The organism is bacterium, assembly GCA_040753085.1.
Taxonomy (GTDB): Bacteria; UBA9089; JASEGY01; order JASEGY01; family JASEGY01; genus JASEGY01.
In genome coordinates this window covers 1-22517 of record JBFMHI010000003.1, presented here as the reverse complement: position 1 = coordinate 22517, position 22517 = coordinate 1, and the positions used below count along the sequence as shown (strand labels likewise).

Here is a 22517-nt window from a genome sequence, read left to right as displayed (position 1 = left end):
TGGGCAGGAAACTATTGTTTCTGTTGCGATAGGTCTTTTTGTTTTTGCCAGGAGGGCGATAGATCTTACTACACGGAGGTTGTTAAGTGAAGACACCGGATGTCGGAAAAATAATTAGGGTAGTATTGGCCGCCCTGGCTGTGTTGGTAACAGCTATGGTGGGCAGGGGGCATGCCCTGTCTGTGACCAGTCCCATTAACGGGATTGACACCTGGGACGCCACCCCAAATTTGACCTGGTACTGGAACGGGCCTGAGGCCGCCGCCCAATTCATTGTCCAGGTCGATGAACGAAGCGACTTCCTCTATCCCTTAGAATTTGAAGTCAACCTCTATTTCACGGCCGCCGGTGATTATGGTTTGGCCGTGCCGGCCGGTGGTTTTGGAACTACCGGAACACATTCCTTCAGCCTCCCTGACACCCTGGCCCTGACCTGTGTGCCCGAAGGCGAAATCACTCGCTACTACTGGCAGGTCATAGCCAATGAGGACACTAAAAGCAATCTGGGCTGGTTCGACATCGTTCCACCCAGCCTCCATTATCCCTTAAACGGGTTTGATGTCTACAGCGCCACCCCGGACCTGGTCTTTGGAGCCAATGAAAACATCGCCGGCGATACTGATGTGGTCGATACGTGGGCTATCTGGATTGATAAAAATCCGGGCTTTGCGGACCGGATAGAATTTAATCCGGATGGCAGCCCGGAAGTATGGCCGAAGAAGGTTAACACCCCAGACAGCCAGGCCATCTTGGGGCTTGATCCAACCCAGGGCTACTACGCCATCGACACCGCCTCCTTCAACCTCAAGAACGGAACCTACTACTGGCGGGTTATGGCTTATGATGCTGGAACCCCCTACACCAACTGGAGCGCCACCCGGTCCTTTACTATTAGGCCGGTGGACTTGAGGTCTCTCCCCGATAATATCACTACTAATTCACCGCAGCCTACCTTCTGCTGGGACCCCAGGCCAGGGATTCCTTACGAGAGCGTCCTTGATGGCATCACTGGAGGCGTTGGCAACACGGGTGGAAGTGAAGCCGGAGATAGCTACATCTTCCAGTTTGCCTGGTTCAACAATGATAACTTTGAAGATCAAAATGATGGAGAGGGGTGGGGGGTAGATACCGGAACGTGGGATTCCACCAATCTCCTCATTCAGGCCCGGATACCCGGCACCAGGACGTGTTTTACTATTGGGGATACCTATCCGACCTTAGTCTACGATGTCCTGAGCCCCGACGTCTCCAGCACCCTTAACGACGGTCGCCTCCCGGAAGGGACCTACTGGTGGCGGATTATGTCCGTTAACGATGACTCCTGGGCAGACTCCACTAACTGGAGTGTCAAGTGGAAAGTGGTGATAGACCTGGAAGACTGTGTGCCACCTGAGGTGCCTATCGTCCAGTCACCAGGTGCCTGCACCACCACCGGCACTAATGGAGGAGACCGGATCAATACGGGTGCGCCTACCTTCACCTGGACCGAGGTGGCTGATCCTTCAGGGAGTCAGCCCAGCGACCTGTGGTATGAAGTCCAGCTCGATCATGACGGATCTTTCTCGATTGCTGATTCAGAAGATGTGGAGTATGACCTCTGGATCAGAAATGGTAATGTTAATGCGGCGGCGCCATCAGAAGTTAGCAGCTTTAATTTCAGCAATGGTCAGGATGCCAACGGCAATCAGGTAGCTTGGCTTTCCGACCGGACGACGGCCTGGACCGGGGCCACCTTGCCGGACGGCATCTGGTTCTGGCGGGTAAGGGCCCTGGATCCTACCTGTAACGAGGTAGTAGGCAACTGGAGTGAAGTCTGCTACTTTACGGTGGATACCACGGCACCGGTGGCCAGACTGATCTATCCCGGGGCTGACTCAGAGTTCTGCAGCCAGCAGTTCCATATCAATGACTGCACCCCAATCTTAAAGTGGATTGACCTGCCGCCTTACGGCGCCAGTTCCAACGGTCTGGATGAACCGCCAGCCGTGACCTATCAAGTTCGAATCGTCAATAGAAATCTGGGCGTCTATGATAGCGCCAACGTGGTTAATCTGCCTAATAGTGATGCTAATGGGTGGGTGGCTGTCGGCGGCGGTGGGACGGCGCATAGCTTTATCACCACTGTCTGTCTGGAGGATTCGGACACCGATGGAGATTTTTATTGGTGGGAGCTGCAGGTAACCGATGATGCCGGTAATACCTGGTCTGACTCCTTTGCCTTTATCGTGGACACCAAAGCGCCGACCACTCCCCAGGACCTGTCTGATACCCTGGATGATGGCGACTATGAGCCCGATCCGACCCCAATCTTTATCTGGAATGAAGGAGATACCCTTTCTCAGACGGCCTGGGTGGATTGGAGTGCTACGGCGGCTACATATCTCACCAGTACCGAGGACGGCAATCCACCTGAAACTGTAGCCTGGGTGATCAGCCACGGCGAGGAGCTTCGCTATGACCTACAGATTGCGCCAACGGAGACAGGCTGGGTCTTACTCGTAGTTGACGTTACCGAGCTATCCCAGCCGACTTATACGGCGGCCCTGCCAGATGGCAGCTATATCTGGCGAGTGAGGGCCAGAGACTGTGCGGGCAACTACTCACCCTGGAAGGCCCAGGTCTTTGTCATCGATACGATCCCACCCTGTACACCGGAGTTGCTTTTTCCCTCCCACGGGATCGCCCTGGCCGATACCACCCCGTTATTTGATTGGGCCGATGTGACCGACCCCAATATTATCAGCTACAATATTCAGATTGATACCGAATCAAGCTTTACGGCTCCCCTGGTTATTGATCAGTGGAACACCGGAACACCACCGGTCTCCAGCTATCAAACAGCTAATGCCGAGGCCATGGATAACCGAGTAATCTATTACTGGCGGGTAACGGCCTACGATAAGGCCGGCAACCAGTGCGCCAGCCAGGTCTGGAGCTTCAATCCTGAGATGGGAGAACCGTCTGATCCAACCCTCCTGGCGCCTTTTGGCTGTGTCAGTTACCAGGATGAGGGATATGCGGTGGAGCCGGATATCTCACCCAGCGTCTTTTCAGGCACCGGCGGAGCGCTCAGCCGGCCCTTCAGCCGAACCAGGCCGACCTTCTATTGGGAGGATACCGACACCCAGCAACGGACGCTGTCTTACATCTTCGAGCTGGTCAAGGCCAAAGATGCCGGGGATCCGGATTTTATCGACCCGGACGTCTCTGTCTCCGGTCTGACCGGGTCCGAGTATACCCTGCCGCCGGCTTATGAGCTGAAGGAAGGGCACTACTACTGGCGGGTCATGGCCGTGGACGAGGCGGGCAACAGAAGCAACGGCGGGAATATGATGGCCTTTACCGTGGACCTGACGCCGCCGGATATGCCCAACTATTCCTCACCGGATGACGCCATCATCTTCAATGACGACACCCCAACCTTAGACTGGGATGAGCCGGAGGCTTACGACCTGAGGTATCAGCTCCAGATCGATGATGACGCTGATTTCTCTTCACCTATTCTGGACATAAACGACTTTGAGTCGCAATTGGTAGGCGGAGATAACCCCTTAGACGGCAGCACGACCGGTTATATCCACGGCAGTCAAATGACGGTCACGCCGGTCCTGCCGGAGGGGACCTATTATTGGCGAGTCCGGGCGATGGACTGTGCCGGCAACATCTCCGAGTGGAGCCATACCAGTCCCTACCGGAGATTCACCATTGACACCACGGCCCCAGACGCCCCTAATCTGATCTCACCGGCAGATTGGCATACCACCAACGATATTACCCCCACGATGACCTGGGAGCGGGTGGTTGATTCCAAGACCTACCACTCCTCAGAGCTGTCAGGCAACTTCATTAACTCAGATTACTGCGATACAGTTTACTATCTTATCCAGATCGAGGTGGATGACAACCTGAACAATGGCGATAATAGCGGAGATGTCTTTAATCAGACGGTGGATTATTCCAATGATCCCAGAGACCCTCACGATGTGTATCATCCGGAGATGTTCCAGGTCTTAGACGGCCGGATGACCTTTACGCCGACTATTCTGCCCAGTATCGGGGCCGGCCGGACCTTCTACTGGCGGGTGACGGCCATTGACTGTGCCGAGAATGAGTCCACCTGGTCAGAGATCCGGGCGATCAGGATCGATCCGCACGTAGATTCATGTCCGAGCCTGGTTTCACCGGATGACGGCACCTATACCAATGATGACACCCCCTTCTTTGACTGGTCGGATGAGGGGTCAGCCTACGAGGATGAGGGCACCGGGCCGAGCATAGACAAGATCACCTATAATATTCAGGTTGACAACAACATCGACTTCTCCTCACCCGAGGTAAATGAATGGACCAAGGTCTCCAGCTATGTGCCGACCGTGGCCCTGAGAGACGGCACCTACTATTGGAGAGTCGGCGGGGTGGATGAGGCCGGTAACCGTTGCGGCCAGACCGGTTGGTCTGCCGATGTCTGGGAAATCCACATCGATACTGATATTAACAATTGTTATGTGAGTTGCAGCTCAGTAAGACTGGTTACGCCGGCGGACGGTCAGTGCGTCAATGATACCACCCCCATCTTTGACTGGGATCCGATGGGTGATCCTTCGGCTCCCATCGTTTACACCTTACAGGTAAGCGACAATATCGAGTTCTCTGATCCGTTAGAGATAAACATCAGCGAGCTGCCCTTTGAGCCGCTCTTGGAATTTAGGACCAACGGGGTTCCCAGCCTTCAGAATATCGCCAACACCCGCTGGCCGATTGATCAGGATGGCGACGGCCGATTCAACATCACCGAAGCCGACTATCAGGCCTACAATGGCCAGTTCGGCGGCCGGTTTGACGGGGCTCTGGCTGGTTTGAACGCCTTTCCTGAAGGTGTCTACTACTGGCGGGTCAAGGCCTTTGATCGGGCGACTAATTCCACCAAATGGAGCACCCCCAACAGATTTGAGGTTGACCTCCAGTCGCCGGCTAGGCCGACCCTGATCTACCCGGCCAGGGTGAGTCAGGTAGTCAATGATCAGGCCCCAACCCCGGTGACTGATTCGACCCCCACCTTTGAGTGGACAACCGTCTCGGATGCGACTCACTATCTCTTCCAGATGGACCGGGATTCCGATTTCTCATCACCTGAGGTAAACGTCGAGGTCGAAGGTCAAGGCTCTTCCACGGTAAAGTATGCCCTGCCCTATGAGCAGGCGATGATTATGGGTGAAATCTACTACTGGCGAGTAGCGGCTGTTGACTGCGGCGGCAACCGGTCCGAATTCACCAGCGCCTGGTCGGTTAGAAAGTCAGCCACCTATGTCAACCGCCTCATGGACGATCAACCGCCTTATGATGACCGGATATATGTAGATGATGTGGTCTGGGACATATCCGGTTCTCCTTACATTATCGAAGACCTGGTTAAGGTTTGGCCCGGCGTGAGCCTGACCATTGAGCCGGGCGTTGAGGTCCTCTTCAGGCCATTCTCCACCCTGACCAATCCTAATCAGCCGCCTGAGCTGATCGTTCAGGGAACCTTAAAGGCGGCCGGGAGGGCGCCGTCTGCGGAAGGCACCATCCCGGAACGGCGTGTCACCTTCAGCACCTGGACCCAACCGGACGGCCAGGTATATCACCCTAAGGCCGGGGATTGGACCAGGATCAAATTTGAAGAGACCGCTCAAGATTCGATTATCAGTTATGCGGATATCAGCTACGGTGGCTGGTATGATGACAGCTTAGGTGAGTATCACCGGGGCAATATCGAGGTCTATGGCACTGATGTGGTCATCGATCATATCAGGAGCACTAATTCGGCCGCCGCCGGGATACTCTACAGCGGTCCCAGGACAGCCGATATGACTAATGATCCGACCCTCCCGATGAACCCGACCCTCACCAATTCTGAATTCAGCGACAACCGGTTAGATGGAGCCAACTTCAAGATAGATGACGGCACCATCACTATTGATAACTGTGAATTGGCCAGAAACGGTCGCTGGGGCATCCTTAATGAGGGTAACTACTACGTGGGTAACCACACTGACCTGGTGGTGACTGACTGTAATATTCACGACAATGGACTCAGACCAACCGATGAAGACGGAGCCGGCGGCGGTATCTACTCCACCGCCACCGCCTCTGAGACCATTACCGACAACCTCATCCAGGACAATGACGGTTGGGCCGTCATTAAAGGACAGCACCGACTGGGCGACTGTGTGGGCGGTTACATCATCAAGGACAACCTGATCAAGGGCAATAACCATAATGCCGTCTGGATCGATGCGGCTAACCACTGCACGGATACGGTCTGGTATGCCAACTACACCGTGGCCGGCACCAGTTGGAACTATAATGACTTAGCGCCCTATTTTGTCCAGCGGGTTATCGTGGAAGAAGGCGTTACCTTGACGGTCAACCCGGGCGTGGTGGTCAAGTTCGATGAAACCAAACCCAAGTCCGAAGGGGCCGGTCTGGAGGTCAGAGGAAGGCTGATAGCTGATGCTGACCCAGAGGGTAGCCTCCACGCCTTCTATATTATTGACCCTCCGAAATCGGTCCAGCCGGATGATTGGACTGCCAACTACCTCGTTTTTACCTCCTGCTTTGATGATGAATTTGGCGGAGATATTAATTGTGATGGGGCATCACACGGCCGAACAGCGGATAACGGTGATTGGCAGGGAATCCTCTTTTGGGATTCATCCTTAGATGACTCCATCATCAACCGGGCGATTATCCTCTATTCTAAGGACGGGATTGAGCTGCACAATGCCTCCCCGACCATCACCAACAACAAGATCGCTTACAACGCCTATCGGGCGGTGGCCGTGAGAGAGGACTCTGATCCCCTGATTGAATGGAACCATCTGACTTACAATGATTCCTACTCACCAGACGATGATTATACCTACACCGATGATCTGACCGGCTATATAGCCGGCACCATCGCCACCTTCTGTGGGGAGGAAGCCGAGCCTATTATCAGAAACAACCTGATTAACCATAACCGCAACTATGCCATCGGCATTACCGCCAACAAGGCCTATCTGATTACGGACAACGAGATATTCGGCAACCAATACAATGCCATCAAGATCTGCGGCGATATTACCGGGAAGGAAGAGGTAATCTGGGAAGAGGATGGGGCGCCTTTTTATCTGGCGGACGGCTTGAAGGTGGGCGAGGATTCTACCTGGAGGATCAGCCCTGGGGTGATCCTTAAAAGCGCCGGGGCCTTGACTATCAATGGAAGGCTCAAGGCCAACGGAACAGCCGATAGGCTCATTACCTTCACCTCTTTCAAGGATGATGAATTTGGTGGAGATAGCAACGGGGATAGTGAGGCCACTACCCCCCGGGCCGGTGATTGGAGCGGCCTTCACTTTGTGGAGTTGGAAATTAAGCAGTCCCTTCTGGTAGACTTGCCTATTCAGGAATCTTTCACAGTCAGGGGATTGAAGTCTGAAGGAGAATGCTGTGAGGGTAAGGAGGAGACCTACCATCTTTACCGAGAAATGAGTGTAATCACCGATGCCTCCTGGAAAAGATTAGAAGGCGAGGCAGCCCCGTCAGATTGGATGCAGGTTGACTTTGATGATTCCGGGTGGAAAACTGCCGCCGTTGACCGCGGTGACCAACCCAGAGACCCAAAGGACTGGCTCCCTGAAACAGAAGCCCATTGGCTGAAACCTGCCATAGAGGCGGGGGGAGAGAGGTATTATCGCCAGGAGATCTTTATTGATCCGCCCCCCCTCAGAAATAGTGAAGATAAACTTATCTCGCGGCAAATCACGGCCCCCTTGCATATCTCGGCGGTGACCGATTATGAAGTCTACGTCAATGGACAATTAATAGCTAAAAATGAGGACTCCCTAATAACCTTTAATCCAGGAGAAACCTATCAGCTTGGTTCTTACCTGAGAGAGGGCAAGAATGTAGTGGCGGTCCAAGTTACGTCCCCGCCAGAGGACCTCGAGTTGAGCTACTGCCGGATTCGATACGCGGCGGCAGGTGTTACGGCCACCTTGAGGGATCCGATTATCCGGGATTGTCATATCTTGGAAAATACTATCGGGATAGAAGGAATAAAGGGGGCTTCTATCCAAATTGACCGGGCCAGGATAACCAATAACCGGATTGGTCTCCTTTTTAGAGATTTCCCCCGGTCTTATCCTGGAGCCAGGGAAAAGATACTTCGCCTTAAGGGGTGTGAAATTACCGACAACCTTGAGTTCGGCCTTCTCAATCAGGATGAGTCCTACACTATCGAGGCTGAAAGCAACTATTGGGGCGCTGGAACAGGACCTAAAGATGATTCGACGGTCAGACCGCTTTATAATCCGGCCGGAACAGGAGACAGGGTAAGCGATTTCGTGGATTATGCCCCCTGGGCCAAAGACCTGCATAGTCCTATTGCCGAAGCCGGACCAGACATTACTACCGGGGTCAAGACCTTAGTCATCCTTGATGCCGGAGCCAGTTACGACCCTGAGGGGGAACAGCTTAGTTACTTCTGGACCCAGGCAGCCGGACCAGAGAGGATCATTCTGGAGAACGTGGTTCAACCTAAATTTACCCCTCAAGAGCCAGGGGAATATATCTTCCAGTTAGTAGTGGCCAATGCCGCTGGATATTTCTCCGCCCCCTCCACGGTTAAAGTAAAGGCGTTAGTCTCGTCACAAGTGGAATTGAGGTGGGATCAACCAACTTACACCAAGGTGAGCCGGGAAGAGTTTGAGGTGGAAGTCGAAGTTGGGGATAGACAACATCCCGTATCCGACCTTTTTGGCCTGGTGTTTGAAATCTCTGCCTTTCCTTCTGAGGCCGTTGAAGTATTGGAAGTTAGTCCCGGTCCATTTCTCGATATTGATCCTGGGAAACTGGTCTTCTTTGAGTCTGAAAAGGGTCAAGGCCGGATAGAAATAGGTCTTTCCAGAAAAAAGGGCCTCCATTCAAAAGGGGTATCCGGCTTCGAACCAGGCCAATCAATAGCCAAAGTGATCTTCAGAATAGCCGAAGGGCTGGCGTCCGGGACAAGAATAACCCTGGTGTTCTCAAATATAATAGCCAGGGATTCTTTGGATAGGTCTATTTCCTTGCTCCCGACCAGCAGTGAGATTATCATCAAGGAAGGCAGTGTCTCCCAGGTTCTGGTCTGGCCGGGAGATACCAATAATGACCGTCTGGTCGATGCCAGGGATGTGCTGCCTATTGGCCTGTATTGGAAAACTCAGGGGCCGCCCAGAGAGACGGCTTCCTCCAATTGGACTCCCCAACCGGCCGCCTCCTGGAAAGTTACCCTGGCCGCTTATGCTGATGCTAATGGCGATGGGATAGTTGATGCCAGAGACATATTGCCTATTGGGATGAATTGGCACAAGACTCAGCAGACAAAAGCCGGCAGTCAGATGTCAGAAATCAGGGGTCAGCAGTCAGAAGTGAGCATTCAGCCATTGGACCTTGAACCTCTGCGGGCGATGTATGAAGTCCTTAAAGATACGCCTTATACCGAGCTGACAGAGGTCCTGGCCGAATATATCCAACTGGCCCTGGCCAATCAGGTTCCGGCCAGGAGCCAGCTCCTCCAAAATTATCCTAATCCTTTTAATCCGGAGGTCTGGATACCATTTCGGCTGGCTGAGGAGGCTGAAACAACTATATTCATTTACAATTTAGCCGGTCAATTGGTCAAGGCCATCAATGCCGGCAAGTTGCCGCCCGGCAGCTATCTAAGCCGGGATCGGGCGGCTTACTGGGATGGCCGAGATGAGAGCGGAGAAGAGGTGTCCAGTGGCATCTATTTTTACCAGCTCCAAGCCGGGTCTTTCACCGGCGCCAGGAAGATGATAGTTTTGAAGTAAGCGTTCAGCTACTAAGGCACAAAGATTACAAATAATAGCATACGGATTGCACGGATGAAACGGATTGACACGGATAAAAATTTATTAGAAAAAATCCGTGAGAATTCGCCAAAATCTGTGTCATCCGTGGGCTATTTCATTATTCTCTTCGTGCCTTAGTGGCTTTGTGGCTGAACGGTTACGTTTTGAAGTAACTACTCAGGTAATCGGTAATCGGTGATCACCCATTACCTGATACCCTATGGCAGTTATTTCTCAGAGAGTAACCGTTCAGCCACAGATGCACACAGATGAAACACGGAGAATCCGTGAGCCGTGTCCGTGATTAGGGTCTGTCCTTAGGCTGTAGGGACAACCCTTGTGGTTGTCCGTCTACGGAACGGACATGGACAAGCACGGACAGGGACAAGCCCTGTCCCTACACTTCCGCCTTCTGTCCTGTGTTATTTATCCGTGCTAATCCGTGCAGCTATACCTGAACGGTTACCTTAGAGAAAGGAGGCCAGAGAGATGAGGCAGATGATACCGCCGTAACGATTACTGGATATGATCTCCCCCAACAGGAAGGGAAGGGGAGGATTCGGCAAGAATAGTTACGAAAAATCAAACAAGGAGGTTTTTAAATGAAGGAAACGAAGAAAAGATGGGGAAGCGTATTAATGGCTCTTCTCCCAGTGTTTACGTTGGCCATCGGGACCGAAGCAGCGGAGGCGGCTATCTCTAAGATCGTCTTTACCAGTGACATGCAAGCCGTGTCAACCAATATGATTTCCGGCCCGATTACTATCCAGCTTCAGAACAAGTATGGTGAGCCGGAAGCGGCGGCGGCTCCGGTGACCATTAACCTGGCTTCCAACTCGACTGGAAAGGCGGAGTTTTCCATTGACGAGACAGCCGAAGGCTTTAAGGCCGTGACCTCGGTGACCATCGGTGTCGGCCAGAATTCAGCCACCTTTTACTACCGTGATGCAACCGCCGGGATGGCCATCCAAATTACGGCCGATGAAACCCCTGACCTCGGTTACACCGCCGGCACCCAAGCCATTGTGGTCACTAAGGGGACCTATGTTAACCGGGTCTGGGATGATCAGTATCCTAATGCCCCCAGCTACCACATGCAGGATGGAGTAGTTGGCGCCGACACTCTGGGGCACAGTGTTCTTGCTACCTGGGAAGAAAAGGGCAGCCCTTACATCGTGGAGGGTGGAATTGAAATTGCTTCAGGCAATACCCTGACCATTAAGCCTGGTGTTACAGTGGTCTTTGTGCCGGATAATAAATCCAGACTGGCCTATCAACTCGGCATTACCGTTAAGTCCGGGGCAACCCTCACCGCCGCCGGAACAGCTACCAAGAAGATCACCTTTACCTCTAAGGGCCAGAGCACGGCCATACCTGATCGCGGAGACTGGCGGTCTATCCTTTTTGAGCCTGGTTCTGGCGGGACCATCCGCTATGCCACCCTCGAGTATGGCGGACTATACGGCGACGATGCCGATGCCCTGGGTGAAACCGAAATATCTGCTCTGGATGACCTGGCTATTGGTATGATCGTGGTTGATTCCTCTGAGCCGGTCATTGATAATGTTACTTTGCAGTACAGCTTTGGCTTCGGTATCCTGGTAAAGGGAGTTATCCCCGGCGCCGGCAAAACCTTCATCCTGGATAAATCAATTGTCCGCTATAATCGGCTGGATGGTGTCCGGATCGCTACCTCGGCCGGGGCAGTCAAGGTAACCGACTGTGAGATCTATGGCAACTGGGATTGGGGCATCAAGAACGTCGGTGATGCCAGCCAGAATGACAATGCCACTCTCTTAGAGGTCGCCGGATGCACTATTTATCAAAACGGTGATTACTCCAGTAAGGCCCATGCTCATATTTGTTCTTCTGTCCCTGATTCCCTTAAGGCCACCGTATACGATGAGCAAGGGACATTAACCTATGAAGACACTTACCATGATGCCCGGGTCCGTTTTGACTGGGATAACAACGGGACGGTAGATGATATTTACACCAACTGTGGATTTCCGGATGAGGCCTATCCCGCCGCCCAAAGGTTTGAAAACGGTTCCAGCGGTGTAGATTATTATACCTACGGTTTAGACGGCGGCATCTATTCCAACTCCAAGCAGGAGAATATCCACGATAACTATATCTACGATGAGCACTGGCCTATCGAGCTGTCCGGCTTTGTGGGGGCCGATGGAAGAGACGATGGGATCGGCGGATGGACCATCAGCGGTAATACCTACCATAAGTCTACTGAGACCGAGGGGTATTTGACCAACACCCACGACGGTGTCCGACTGAATTCGACCATCACCTTAAATACAACTATGACCGGGACAACGGTTCCCTATATCTTTGATAGTAATGACCTGACCGTAGCCACTGGTGTCACCCTGACTATCAAACCGGGGCAGGTTATCAAGGCCGGGGGCAACCTCTCCTTGATTGTGAACGGAACCCTCATCACTGGGGGAGCCAAGGTAGTCAAGAGAAGTGATTGGCCAGGCAATACCGTCCTCTTCACCTCCTACCAGGACGACGTGACCGACGGCCGGGATTCCAATGCCGACGGATTCACTGATGGTTCCTGTGGCAATTGGAAGGGAATCGTCTTTAAAGCCGGTTCTACCGGAACCCTTGCGGATGCAACCATTAAATATGCTGATAATGGGATAGATATTGCCGCGGCTAATGCTACCGTCACCCTTACAGACAGCTACATCACCCGGAATAACACCGGTGTCCTTATTGGCAAGGGTTGTGAGGCGGCTCCCGTGTCAGTAAGCCAGTGTGCCATCTGGGACAATTGTGATTACGGCATGGAAAAAGATGACCCCACTGAAACCACGGTTATTCCAGCCAGGGATAACTGGTGGGGTGTCTCCAAGTCCGGCACCGGCTATGGCAAAGACGGCCCCTATGATCCCTCTAATGCCGACGGTTTTGAAAACGGTAAAACCGGAGCGACTACCGGCTTTTATGATCGCGGCGATACAGTCAGTGACTACATCGCCTACTGGAACGTGGGCGGCACGGCTGGCAATTGGACTCCCGCCTGGCTTGGAAACGGCGGCACAGCTAATGCCCTGGCCAATATTAACACCCCGCCCACGGCTGACATAGACGACAACAAGACTCAGGAAATAAAATATGTTTATCTGGGACAATATGTGGTCCTCGACGGCGCCGGTTCCAGCGACCCCAACTCTGATCGACTCTGCTATCGCTGGAGCCTGATCAGCCAGCCGGCTGCAGCTAACTTTGGAAGCTGTTATGCCTTAGACGCCTTAACCCAGGCAGCCGAGGATTATTGCTGTCCTGAGGGGACCTCGGATGCTTACTCCCAGAAGCTGCGCTTTATCGCCCCAACCGCCGCCTCTGATATTGGAACTTATACCTTTGGCCTGCAGGTCTATGACGGCATCAATATCAGCCGGATGGACACCATTCAGGTTGTCCTCCAAGATACCGGCTCGATCAACACGTGGGGGACCCTTTATCTGTCTGATGATGTGCCCAGCAATCGGGTGGCTGACGCCAGAACCAACCAGGTCATCACCACCACCCCGGGTGGTTATGCTGACTTCTATGTCTACTTAGACGGCCTCGAAAGCGGTGATACCCCCGCGATAGTTGAGGCCGCTGACACTGAAATCCTTTTTGGTATTGCCTTTGACATCGATTATACCCAGTCCAGCCTCGTGGATGTGGTCTCGGTGGAATTGGGCGATCTGCTCGATTCACCTACCGCGGTCGGCATAATCCACCCCATCCTTCACTGGGTGGTGGATGAAAAGTCCCAGAAGGTTTCTATCTCGGTGACTCAAGAGGCAGATAGAAGCGCCAATGGCCTCTATGTGTATGGCGTCCCGACAGGTAGAACCTACGCTGATTATCCCATAGCCAGGGTCAGGTTTAAGGTCCTGGAAGGCGCCAAGCCAAGCGGGGTGGTGGTCAGCCGGCTGACCTTCAGTAACATCAGTTGTAGTCTCTCTGATGGGCCTAAACCTGCCGGGACTAAACCGGCCATTACCAGATATACCGAGACTAATACCCCTATTGGTTTTGATCCTAACTCGCCAGCAGGCGAGATCAGGTTGAGACCCATCCCCTGCCTCACGAGCATTGTGGCCACGCCTGATCAGGATAATTGCGACGGACAGCAGAGCGGTGATTCAGTGAAGATTACCTTTAACACCGCTATGGACAGCCGTATCTCTGGCATGGCTGATCTTACCTGGACGAGCGCTACCCTCACCGCGGCTCTAAATGCCAGCCTCCCGCTTAACACCGATAAAGATGGAAACGGCACAACTCACCCCTGGGAAACCATTGATACCGGTTATTGGCTATCTAACACCGAATTCGTGGCGGTCTTTTCCGGCCACCCTCAGAATGATATCCCCAGGGTCGGTGATTGGGCACGGCCGGCTGATCAGACCATAACTCAAGGCTTTGTCAGTTCAATGGGTGATTCCCTGGCCTTCTGTGTCCCCCGGCAGATCACCGGCTCCTTTGGTCAGTATGACTGCCTGCCGCCTTATATTATTGAAGCCGTGGCCTACGATGGATCAAACAGTTGTCTACTTAGAAGCCCCGCCGAGGATCCAGATGCCAGTCAGATCACCGGATACGGCAGCCGGGGCGAAGATAAAGGCGCCGGCAAACAGGACTACGTGCTCATCCGTTTCAACGAACCAATGCTCAATCTGAAGGAAATTGGGACATATTCCCCCAGCATAACCAATATCAATATCGAGACGGCCCTGGCCGTATTTGATCATAATACTCCGGCCTTTGGGGTCAGACATAATTGGGGCCAGGTCGAGACCGAATGGATTGGTGATGCGGTCCTGAAGATCTGGATCGATGAGGCCACTACCGAGGTGACGGTAGGCGACACTATTGTAATGAATTATGCCAAGCCTGATAAATTTTATACCTTCCTGACCGATGTAGCCGGCAATGCAGGCTCTGATACGGTCGAGCTTCAGGGCAATTTCTGTTCGGCCGAGGTTGAATCGCTCTGGCCGGGTGATACAGACAATGACGGCGATGTTGATGCGGCCGATATCCTGCCTATCGGTCAATACTGGGGGACAAGCGGCCCAGCCCGCTATCCCATTAAGATTGACTGGGAAGACCAGGCCAAGCTCGGCCGGGTAATCTGGTGGGGAGAGGCCGGCACTGCCGCCAGAAGCGCCACTTATGCTGATGCTGATGGCAACGGTAAGGTTGAGGCAGCCGATGTCCTCATCGTTGGTCTCAACTGGGGCAAAACCCATACCCACATCGATGGGGTCTATCCTGCCCCGGCAATGGCTGGCCTGGTCGGCGTGGATCATTCCCTCTATCTGGAAGGCTACAAGGCCGTATTGGCTGCCCTGGAGGCCGGCCCCCAGACCACGAAGGTCTTAGAGATGAAGTCCCTCTTAGAGACAGCCATTAACCTGGGACTGGCCGCCACGGTTCCGCTCAAGACTACGCTGAGGCAGAGCTATCCTAACCCGCTTAATCCTGAGGTCTGGATACCTTTCGCCCTCCTGGCAGAGACCAATGTAACCATCAAGATTTATACCCTTTCCGGCGAATTGGTCAGGACCCTTGACCTGGGCAAACTTGAGGCCGGGACCTACACCAGCAAGAGCCGGGCGGCTTACTGGGATGGAAAAGACTCCAATGGCCATGAAGTGGCCTCCGGAGTTTATCTCTACCAGTTAATAGCCGGAGATGTGACTTCGACCCGGAGGATGGTCGTATTGAAGTAAGCGGCTATCCTGTATGAGACTTCTAAACCTTCGGCAGGTTTGAAACCTGCCGGAGGTGGTGTTAAACAGAAACCAGGTTTCTTCAAGAAACCTGGTTTCTTTCTTCCCCAGCATTATAGCCTCTTTATCGCCCCCCCCCAAAAAAAGAAGTTGTAAGTGTTCAGCCACAAAGACACGAAGACACAAAATTCATCAATAATTTCCCCTTCGTGTCTTCGTGCCTTGGTGGCTGAACGGTTACAAGAAGTTTAACCCCACAGATCGAAAAACCTCTAAAGTTTATTTAATATATGGTCGATAAGATAAACAAAGTGTAGTGAACAAGTGGAAAGGTGTGCCTTATCACCACCGTACCGTAATACATTATGTAACATAGTTCATCAGTAGAAGTTGCGCCATAATTACCTTTGAAGTTGCATCTCCAAGATAAAAACAAGCTTGAATTTCGCATTTAATCCAGAATGCGCCTTCCACCTAAGACAGAAAAAAGAAGGCTTATCATCACCAGGTGGAGGGTGTATCCTGGAAAGGTGATAAGCCTTTTTAATTATCAATGTAATTATTCAGCCACGGATTAACACGGATTAGCACGGATAAATAGTAGGGGCAACCCTTGTGGTTGCCCATCAACCCCTTGTGGTTGCCCAACACAAGTAGGGGCAACCCTCTGTGGTTGCCCATCAGTGTTTCATCCGTGTCCATCCGTAGCTGAATAGTTACCTTAATAATTGTATTAGAGGAGGTTGAATTCCAAGCTCCCTTACCAGGAGAGGGCAGGCCGCCATCCCTCTCCGGATAAACAAAGCACCTAGCGACTAAAAGGCCAAGGGGTAAATACCCACTCTATCTTCTCTATCTTCCTGACCAAAGTGGGGTATTTGATTTTTTCAAGAAAGGAGGGGTAATTTAGAGAGCAGCGGCGACTGCTGCTAACTGTAAAATCACAGTGGTCTATTATCTTATACGTTATACGCAGTCTCAAAGCCGGCGACTAAGTTCATTATCCAGCCGATCTGCACCGCATTTATAACATAATAAAATAGGCCATCAAAAAACAGGGAGGAGGGGAATTTCGTCAGCCCCCATCCAGTAAAGATAAAGATGAGGACAAGACGAAAAAATCAAAAAGGAGGTTTATTTCTTATGAAAAGAGTGAAGAACAAATGGGGAAGCGAATTAATCGTTCTTCTAACAGTTTTTATGTTGGCGGTTGGTGCCGGCGTGGCTAAAGCGGCCGTATCGAAGATTGTATTTACCAGCGATATGCAGGCCGTAGCAGCCAATATGATTTCCGGCCCAATCACCATCCAGCTTCAGAACAGTTACGGTAAAGCAGAGGCGGCTGCAGCCGACCTGACAATTAAGCTTACTTCCAATTCAACCGGCGTGGCCGAGTTCTCCCTTTACGGGACGAAGGATACCTTTAAGGCCATCACCTCAGTGACTATCAAGGCCGGTCAGAATTCAGCCACCTTTTACTACCGGGACGCAGCGGCTGGACTGGCCACCAAGATTACGGCCGATGAAGACCCCAGCCTGGGTTACACCGCAGGTAAACAGGCCATTGTGGTCACGAGCGGCACCTATGTTAACCGGGTCTGGGATGACCAGTATCCCAATGCCCCCAGCTACCACGTGCAGGATGGAGTAGTTGGCGCCGGCAGCCTGGAGCACAGTGTTCCTGCTACCTGGGAAGAAAATGGCAGCCCTTACATCGTTGAGGGTGGTGTTGAGATTGCTTCAGGTAATACCCTGACCATTAAGCCTGGTGTTACAGTGGTCTTTGTGCCGGATAATAAATCCAGATTGGCCTATCAGCTCGGCATTACCGTTAGGTCTGGGGCAACCCTGACCGCGGCTGGAACAGCTACTAAGAAGATCACCTTTACCTCTAAGGGACAGAGCACGGCCCTCCCGGATCGGGGAGACTGGAACTCTATTTACTTTGGAGCCGGTTCGGCTGGAACCATCCGTTATGCCACCCTCGAGTATGGTGGACTTTACGGTGACGACGCCGATGCCATTGGCGAAACCGAGATCGGCAACCTGGATGAGTTGGCCACCGGTATGATCGTGGTTGACTCGGCTGAGCCGACCATCAATAATGTTACCTTGCAGTATAGCTTTGGCTCTGGTATTCTGGTAAAGGGAGTTATCCCTGACGGGACCTTCACCCTGGATGATTCCACGGCCCGATATAACCGGCTGGATGGTGTCAGAATCGCCACCTCGGCCGGGACAGTCAATGTAACCGACTGCAATATTTACGGCAACTGGGATTGGGGTATCAAGAACATGGGTGACTCCACCCAGAATGGTAACGCCACTGTCTTAACGGTTACCGGATGTACTATTTATCAGAACGGAAATTACACCAGCACCGCCCATTCTCACACGGCCCCTGTGCCTGATTCCCTTCGGGCCACGGTATACACTGAGCAAGGCCCCCTGGTCTACGTAGACAGCGAACATGATGCCCTGACCCGTTTTTACTGGGATTGTACTGGAAGTGCTACCACCACTGATGATGATGACGACAGTCGCGCCTTCAAGGCCGGATTCCCGGATGAGGCCTATATCTCAGGGGCGGCTTTTGAAAACGGTTCCGGCGGGGTAGACTATTATGAATACGGGATAAATGGCGGTATCTATTCCAACTCCAGAGGGGAAACCATTACGGGCAACTGGATTTATGATGAATACTGGCCGATTGAACTGGCCGGATTTGTGGGAGCCGACAGCGTAAACGACGGTATCGGCGGGTGGACCATCAGGAATAATATCTACAATAAGTCTACGGAGATCGAGGGGTATTTGACCAATACCCACGACGGCGTCCACCTGAATTCGACCATCACCATAGATACCGTTATGGATGGAACAGCGGTTCCCTATATCTTTGATAAAGATGATCTGACCATAGCCACCGGTATCACTCTGACTATTAGGCCGGGTCAAGTTCTCAAGGCCGGGGATGACCTTACCCTGGTGGTAAACGGAACCCTCACCACCGGCGGAGCCAAAGTGGTCAGCCAGAGTGATTGGCTGGGGAATACTGTCCTGTTTACTTCCTTTAATGACGACGTGACCGACGGCCGGGATTCCAATGCCAACGGATTCTCTGATGGTGCCTGCGGTGACTGGAAAGGCATCAAGTTTGCCGCCGGCTCTACCGGAAATATTCCCGATGCCACCATCAAATATGCTGATAACGGTATAAATATTGCCGCGGCTGACGCTACCGTCACCGTTACAGACAGCTACATCACCCGGAATAACACCGGTGTCTTTATTGGCGCCGGCTATGAAGCGGCCACCGTGTCCGTGAGCCAGTGTGCTATCTGGGACAATTGTGATTACGGCATGGAAAAAGAGGACCCGACTCAAACCACGGTTATCTCGGCCAGGAATAACTGGTGGGGTATCTCCAAGTCCGGCACCGGCTATGGCAAAGACGGCCCCTATGATCCCTCTAATGCCGACGGTTTTGAAAACGGCCTGACTGGAGCTACCACCGGCTTCTATGATCGCGGCGATACGGTCACTGACTACATTGCCTATTGGAACGGCACGGCAGGCAGTTGGACGCCCGCCTGGCTTGGAAACGGCGGTACAGCTAATCGCCTGGCCAATTTCAATACTCCGCCCACGGCTGACATAGACGACAACAAGACCCAGGAAATAAAATATGTCTATATGGGCCAGTATGTGGTCCTCGATGGGGCCGGCTCTAACGATCCCAACTCCGATCGACTCTCCTATCGCTGGAGTATAGTCAGCCAGCCGTCAACCGCTAACAGTGGTAATGGCTATATCTTAGATACCCTGGCCCAGGCAGCCGAAGACTACAGCCCGGCCGAAGGCACCTCTGACACCTATTCCCAGAAGCTCCGCTTTATGGCTCCGACTACCGACGCCTCTGCTACCAACCAGGATACGGGAGATTATGTCTTCGGGCTCCAGGTTTATGACGGCATCAATCTCAGCCGGCTGGATACCATTCAGGTTACGGTGATAGATACGGGGGCTATCAATGATAGCGGAACCCTTTTTCTGTCTGATGTGGTGCCCGGTGATCTGGCTGATGTAAGATCCTGTCAATCCATCACTACCACCCCAGGTGGCTATGCCGATTTCTATGTCTACTTAGATGGCATGGCCGGCATCCCTACTCCCGAAGTAGTTGATGCGGCTGATACCCAGATTCTTTATGGTATTGCCTTTGACGTCGATTATACCCAGTCGAGCATCTTAGATGTGGTCTCGGTGGAACTGGGCGATCTGCTTGATTCACCCACCGTTAATGCGTCAGGAGATACCACGGTATTCCATCCCATCTTTCACTGGGTGGTTGATGAAGAGGCCCAGAAGGTCTCTATCTCCGTGGTTCAAGAGGAAGATAAAAGTTCTGGTGGAATGCCCACCTATGGTGTCCCCATAGGCAGAACATACTCTGATTATCCCATTGCCAGGATCAGGTTTAAAGTTCTTGATGGGGCTAACCCCAGCGGCACCGTGGTCAGCCGGTTGACCTTCAGCAACATCAGTTGTGTGCTCTCGAGTGGCGCCACAACTGACCGGACACTTACCCAATATACCGAGTCCAATAGCCCGATCGGCTTTGATCCGTCCTCGCCAGCGGGTGAGATCCTGCTGCGGCCAACCCCCTGCATCCTGAGCATTGTGGCCTACCCCGATCAGGACGACTGCGATGGACAGCAGTCCTGTGATTACGTGGAAATTACCTTTAATACCGAAATGGGCGACACCGTAGCTAACACCGTTATAGCTCCTGTGGTTAGTGGCGGAACAACTGTGGCCGCTGACTTTATGGCCGCTTTAGACACCAGCATCCCACTCAATACCTCTTATGATGGGACAGGCACAACTCATAACTGGAACACCATCGATAGCGCCGGTTGGACCTCTGATACGACGGTCTTGCAGATTCACTTCTCCGGAGACACGGGGGATACCATTCCCCAGGTCGGCGATTATGTCCGGGCGCTCGATGCGACTACCGCTCAAACCTTTATCAGTTCAAACGGTGACTCCCTGGCCTACTGCGTCTACCGACAGATTACCGGCACCTTTGGTGAGTATGACTGTCAGCAGCCTTACATTGTGGAAGCCGTGGCCTACGATGGATCGAACAGTTGTTTGATCAGGAGCACCACGGAAGATTCGGATGCGAATCAGAACACCGGCATGGGTACGCGGGGTGAAGATAAAGGGAGCGGCAAGGAAGACTATGTCCTCATCCGCTTCAACGAGCCTATGATCAACCTGAAGGAGATTGGAACCTATGCCCCGACCGTAACCAGCATCAATATCGATACGGCTCTGTCTGTCTGGGATCATAATTCCGCCGCCTACACCAGCCGACATCTATGGGGTGATGTCCAGACCGAATGGATTGGCGATGCCGTCCTGAAGATCTGGATCGATGCGGCCTCTACGGCGGTGACCGTAGGCGACACCATTGTGATGAATTACCACAACGAGCCAGCTGAATTCTACACCTTCCTGACCGATGTGGCCGGTAACAGTGGGCAAGATACCGCCGAACTCCAGGGTAACTTCTGTCCATCCGTGGTGGAGCTCTGGCCAGGCGATACAGACAACGACGGTGATGTGGATGCGGCTGATGTCCTGCCGATCGGTCAATATTGGGGACAAAGTGGCACCCAGCGATATCCTCGGAAGGTTGACTGGGAAGACCAGGCTGAACTCGGCCGGGTAACCTGGTGGGGAGATATCGGCACAAATGCCAGAAGCGCTACCTATGCGGATGCTGATGGTAACGGTAAGGTTGAGGCAGCCGATGTGCTCATCGTTGGTCTCAACTGGGGCAAGACCGCTACCAACCTCGAGGGTGTCTATCCGGCCCCGACTCTGGCTGGCCTGGTCGGCATAGATCATTCCCTCTATCTGGAGGGCTACCGGGCCGTATTGGCTGTCTTAGAGGCCGGACCTCAGACCTCAGCGGTCTTAGAGATGAAGTCCCTCTTAGAGACAGCCATCAACATGGGCCTGGCCGCCACGGTTCCGCTCAAGACCAGCCTGGGTCAGAGCTATCCTAACCCGCTCAACCCAGAGGCCTGGATACCTTTTGCCTTGGCTAATGAAGCCAGTGTGACTATTAATATTTACAGTATGAGCGGTGAATTGGTCAGGACCCTTGATCTGGGCAATCTTAGGGCCGGAACTTACAGCAGCAAAGTCCGGGCGGCTTACTGGGACGGTAAAGACTCTAATGGCCAGGAAGTGGCCTCCGGAGTCTATCTCTACCAGTTAAGAGCCGGAGATATCACTTCGACCCGCAAGATGGTCGTGCTAAAGTAAGCGGCTATCCTTGATGACAAATCTAAACCTCCCGCAGGTTTAAAACCTGCGGGAGATGGAGATAGTGAAAGTTGGGCAGCGGATTTTCTTTTCCGCTGCCCTTTTCCTTTTTTTAATTGACGATAACACAAAATAATGTTATAATAAGAGTAATTACACAGGAGCCTTCAGCCTATCCACCTGAGTAGTTACTAATAATGTAAATAAACGAGGTGAGTGAAAGGACTGAGATGAAGGAGGATTCTCGATGAGAAATGACTCGGTGGGGAATAAAATAGCGAAGTATTTCTCTAAGTTCCTTTATGATTTAGGGATGATGCTTGTCGGAGTTGCGATGTTAGGTAAACTCTTCGGAAAGGAATCAACGAGTGGCGAGATAATCATGGTAGTTCTGATAGCAGGTTATTTTATGGCATTGTCTCATTTCGGTCAGAAACAGCCCTAAAAAGTGGTAACAGTTTTGGCCGAAGAGACAATACGCCCCTTGTATTTTGAAGGTTGTTTTTTAGACCTTCTGGTGTTATATATACCTAAAAAC

4 protein-coding genes are annotated in these 22517 nt (G+C 52.5%); all 4 read left to right on the top strand.

Annotated elements, in window-relative coordinates:
* The first annotated feature begins 86 nt into the window (after nt 1-86).
* Complete coding sequence (locus AB1797_00760; GenBank protein ID MEW5766145.1) at nt 87-9854, top strand: right-handed parallel beta-helix repeat-containing protein; 9768 nt, start codon at nt 87-89, stop codon at nt 9852-9854.
* A 623-nt stretch (nt 9855-10477) separates the two neighbouring features.
* On the top strand, nt 10478-15634 hold the full coding sequence (locus AB1797_00755; protein MEW5766144.1) for a right-handed parallel beta-helix repeat-containing protein: 5157 nt from the start codon (nt 10478-10480) through the stop codon (nt 15632-15634).
* A 1143-nt stretch (nt 15635-16777) separates the two neighbouring features.
* The gene (locus AB1797_00750) at nt 16778-21979 is read left to right on the top strand and encodes a right-handed parallel beta-helix repeat-containing protein (GenBank protein MEW5766143.1); all 5202 of its coding nucleotides are present in this window, start codon (nt 16778-16780) and stop codon (nt 21977-21979) included.
* A gap of 247 nt (nt 21980-22226) precedes the next feature.
* Nucleotides 22227-22424 (top strand): hypothetical protein, encoded by a 198-nt coding sequence (locus AB1797_00745; protein ID MEW5766142.1) that lies wholly within the window; start codon nt 22227-22229, stop codon nt 22422-22424.
* Nucleotides 22425-22517 lie beyond the last annotated feature (93 nt).